General features: G+C 67.7%; 3 protein-coding genes. All 3 read left to right on the top strand.

Going from position 1 to position 4008, the window contains the following annotated elements; all coding sequences use genetic code 11:
* Nucleotides 1-90 precede the first annotated feature (90 nt).
* On the top strand, nt 91-1308 hold the full coding sequence (locus ACFU6I_RS48010) for a methyltransferase domain-containing protein (protein ID WP_384380762.1): 1218 nt from the start codon (nt 91-93) through the stop codon (nt 1306-1308).
* A gap of 28 nt (nt 1309-1336) precedes the next feature.
* Nucleotides 1337-2803, top strand: coding sequence for an NDP-hexose 2,3-dehydratase family protein (locus ACFU6I_RS48005; RefSeq protein ID WP_384380759.1), 1467 nt, complete (start codon nt 1337-1339; stop codon nt 2801-2803).
* A 30-nt stretch (nt 2804-2833) separates the two neighbouring features.
* A partial coding sequence (locus tag ACFU6I_RS48000; protein ID WP_384380757.1) for a class I SAM-dependent methyltransferase occupies nt 2834-4008 on the top strand: 1175 nt, incomplete at its 3' end.

Genomic DNA, 4008 nt, shown 5'->3' with positions numbered 1-4008 from the left:
CCCCGGTGCCATGGCACCGGGGCCGTCCCTTATTTCCCCTCGATTGAATAGGGGTTGGCCACCCTACGGGTCGTCAGTACGCTGCCGAACATGACAAGTTGCCGTATCTGCGGCGGTACCGTCCAGGAATTCTTCGACTTCGGACGGCAGCCGGTTTCCGACGCTTTCATCGACCCCAACGGTGGCAATACCGAGTTCTTCTACCGGCTCACCGTCGGCCACTGCACGACGTGTTCCATGGTCCAGCAGCTCAAGGAAGTCCCCCGGGACCGCATGTTCCCGGAGGACTATCCCTACCGCTCGTCGGGATCCGCCGTGATGCGAAAGCACTTCGCCGCGACCGCGGACCGCTTCCTGGCCACCGAACTCGTCGGTGAGGACCCGTTCTACGTCGAGATCGGCTGCAACGACGGGATCCTGCTCAACGCCATCAGCCGTGCCGGAGTACGGCACCTGGGCGTCGACCCCGCCGAGAGCGCCGTCCAGGTGGCTCGGGAACAGGGCTGCCGGGTCCGCAGCTGCTTCTTCGAGGAGGCGACCGGTGCCGAGATACGGGCGGCCGAGGGGCCGGCTCAGCTGATCTTCTCCGCCAACACCATCAGCCACATCGGGTACATCGAATCGATCTTCGCCGGCGCCGACGCGCTTCTTGCCCCGGGCGGCGCCTTCGTGTTCGAGGACCGCTACCTCGGCGACATCGTCGAGCACGCCTACTTCGACCAGATCTACGACGAGCACTTCTACCTGTTCGGGGTCCGCTCGGTGCAGAACATGGCGCAGCGCTTCGGCTTCGAACTGGTCGACGTCGAGCACCTGCCGGTACACGGCGGCGCCATGCGGTACACGACGGCGCGGGCGGGAGAGCGCGCTCCCACCCCGGCGGTGGCGGAGTGGCTGGCGTCGGAGGAGAAGCAGCGGCTCGCCGAGCCGGAGGTCTACACGGAATTCGGCGCCCGCGTCGAGGCCAACTGCCGTGAGCTGGTCGAGCTGCTCACCTCGCTGCGCGCGGAGGGCCGGAGCGTGGTCGGGTACGGCGCCACGTCCAAGAGCGCCACGGTCACCAACTACTGCGGGATAGGCCCCGACCTGATCCCGTTCATCTGCGACTCGACGCGGGAGAAGCAGGGCCGGCTGACCCCCGGGGCCCGCATCCCGATCCTCCCTCCCGACGCGTTCTCCGACCCCTACCCCGACTACGCGCTGCTGTTCGCCTGGAACCACGCCGAGGAGGTCATGGCGAAGGAGCAGGCGTTCCGGGAGGCCGGCGGCCGCTGGATCCTCTACGTGCCCGACGTCCACATCATCTGATGCGGCGACGTCGAGCGAGGAGCATTCGATGACGGAACTTTCGGCTCGTCCCGTCGGCCCCGCGGCCGGCGGAAACCATTCCATCGCGACGAAGATCGCGGAGTCGGTGCACACACGGGACAGCCCGCTCACCGGGCTGGACGAGTTCCACTGGTGGTTCGACGGGTTCGCCCGCCAGTCGCCCTGCGAGGTGCGGCTCATCCCGCTGGACGACCTCGTCGGCTGGAGCAGCCACCCGGTGACCGGCAACCTCATCCACGACAGCGCCCGGTTCTTCCAGGTCGAGGGCCTGGACGTGCACATCCCGGACGGCCCGGTGCCGCACTGGAGCCAGCCGATCATCAACCAGTCCGAGATCGGTATCCTGGGCATCCTGGTCAAGGAGTTCGACGGTGTGCTGCACTGCCTGATGCAGGCGAAGGTGGAGCCGGGCAACGTCAACGGGTTCCAGCTCTCCCCCACCGTGCAGGCGACCCGCAGCAACTACACCCGGGTCCACCGGGGCCGTGCGGTGCCCTACCTGGAGTACTTCCGGGCCCCGGAGCGACACCGGCTGATCACGGACGTGCGCCAGTCGGAGCAGGGGTCGTGGTTCTACCGCAAGCGCAACCGGAACATGGTCGTGCAGGTGGACGAGAACGTCGAACTGCTGGAAGGGTTCTGCTGGCTCACACTCGGCCAGGTGCACCAACTCCTCGCGGAGGACGACTTCGTGAACATGGACGCCCGTACGGTGCTGTCCTGCCTGCCCTTTTCCGGTGCCGATCCCCTGGTGCCCGTCCCGGCCGACGACGAGGGGTTCGGCTCCGCGCTGGTCCGCTCGTGCAGTGGGGCCGGCGGCAGCCGTCATACGGTGGACGACATCCTCAAGTGGATCACCGAGGTGCGGAGCCGCTCGGAGGTGACCACCGAGAAGCTGCCGCTCAACCGGCTGGAGCATTGGCACCGCACCGAGTACTCCATCACCCACGAGACCGGGCGCTTCTTCGACCTCGTCGCCGTGGACGTACAGGCCGGCGGCCGTGAGGTCCAGCACTGGACCCAGCCGATGATCAAGCCGTACGACACCGGCGTGGTCGCCTTCCTGGTGAAGCGGATCGACGGAGTGCTGCACGCGCTGGTGCACGCCCTGGTCGAGCCCGGCTACCTGGACGGGGCCGAGCTCTCCCCCACCGTGCAGTGCACGCCGGCGAACTTCGACCACCTGCCCGCGGCGGCTCGTCCGATGTTCCTGGACGAGGTGCTGAACGCACCGCCCGAGCGGATCCGTTACGACGTCGTCCTCTCCGAGGAGGGCGGCCGCTTCTTCCAGGCGCGAAACCGGTACATGATCGTGGAGACGGACCACGACACCGAGCCCGGCCATCCCGACTTCCGTTGGATGACCATCCACCAGTTGGTCGATCTGCTGCGGCACAGCCACTACGTCAACATCCAGGCCCGCAGCCTCGTCGCCTGCCTGCACAGTCTGTCCGGGCAGCCGTCCGCCGCCTGAATCCACCACGCCCCGGAAAGGTCCGCGCTCATGTCGCGTTGTCGGGTATGCAGTGCAGCGGTTCACGAGTTCCTCGACTTCGGACGGCAACCGCTGTCCTCGGCGTTCCGCTCCCCCGGCGAGACGGAGGAGGAGTTCCGCTTCCGTCTCGCCGTGGGGGTCTGCGGGTCCTGCACGATGGTCCAACTGCTGGAGGAGGTCCCGCAGGGCCGCAGGGCTCACAAGGGCTACCCCTACCATTCGTCGGGATCGACGGTGATGCATGAGCACTTCGAGCGGACGGCCCGCCGCTTCCTGTCCACCGAACTCACCGCGACGGATCCCTTCTTCGTCGAGATCGGCTACAACGACGGAGTGGTCCTGGACACCGTCCGCGACGCCGGTGTGCGGCAGCTGGCGTTCGAGCCGTCCGGAGAGGGTGCCGGACGGGTCCACTGCTCCTTCTTCGATACCGCGTCCGCGCAGGAGGTACGGACCGCCGAGGGCCCCGCGGACATCATCTACGCCGCCAACACCCTGTGCGACGTCGCGGACATCACCACCGTCCTGGAGGGTGCCGACATCCTGCTGGCGCCGGACGGAGTGCTGGTCTTCGAGGACCCCTACTTCGGCGAGATCATCGAGCGGACCAGCTTCGACCAGATCTACGACGAGCACTTCTACTACTTCACCGCCCGCTCGGTCCGCGCCATGGCACGGCGGTCCGGGTTCGACCTGGTGGACGTCGAACGACTCCCGGTGCACGGCGGCCAGATCCGCTACACCCTCGCGCGCACCGGCCGACGCGGGCCGACGGCTGCGGTGACCGAGCTCCTCGCCGAGGAGGGGTCCAGGAGGCTGACCGAGCCGGAAACCCTGAACGGGTTCACCGCCACCGTCGCGACGATAAGGACCGAACTGGTCGAGCTGCTGCGCCGACTGACCCGGGAGGGGCACCGCATCGTCGGTTACGGAGCCACCGCGAAGAGCTCGACGGTGCTCAACTACTGCGGGATAGGCCCCGATCTGGTGCCCCTGGTGTGCGACTCGACCCCCTCGAAGCAGGGCAGGCTCACCCCGGGGACACACATCCCGGTGCACCCGCCGCAGGCGTTCTCCGACCCTTATCCGGACTACGCGCTGCTGTTCGCCTGGAACCACGCCGAGGAGGTCATGGCGAAGGAGCAGGCGTTCCGGGAGGCCGGCGGCCGCTGGATCCTCTACGT

The sequence above is a fragment of the Streptomyces sp. NPDC057486 genome (assembly GCF_042802415.1).
Lineage (GTDB): Bacteria > Actinomycetota > Actinomycetes > Streptomycetales > Streptomycetaceae > Streptomyces > Streptomyces yanii.
Note: the sequence above shows the minus strand (reverse complement) of the source record. Positions and strands in the feature narration are given on the sequence as shown.

What these genes read in the sequence shown, in the direction of transcription:
- ACFU6I_RS48005 (WP_384380759.1), top strand. Translation starts at nt 1,337, where the DNA reads ATGACGGAACTTTCGGCTCGTCCCGTCGGCCCCGCGGCCGGCGGAAAC.
- ACFU6I_RS48010 (WP_384380762.1), top strand. Translation starts at nt 91, where the DNA reads ATGACAAGTTGCCGTATCTGCGGCGGTACCGTCCAGGAATTCTTCGAC.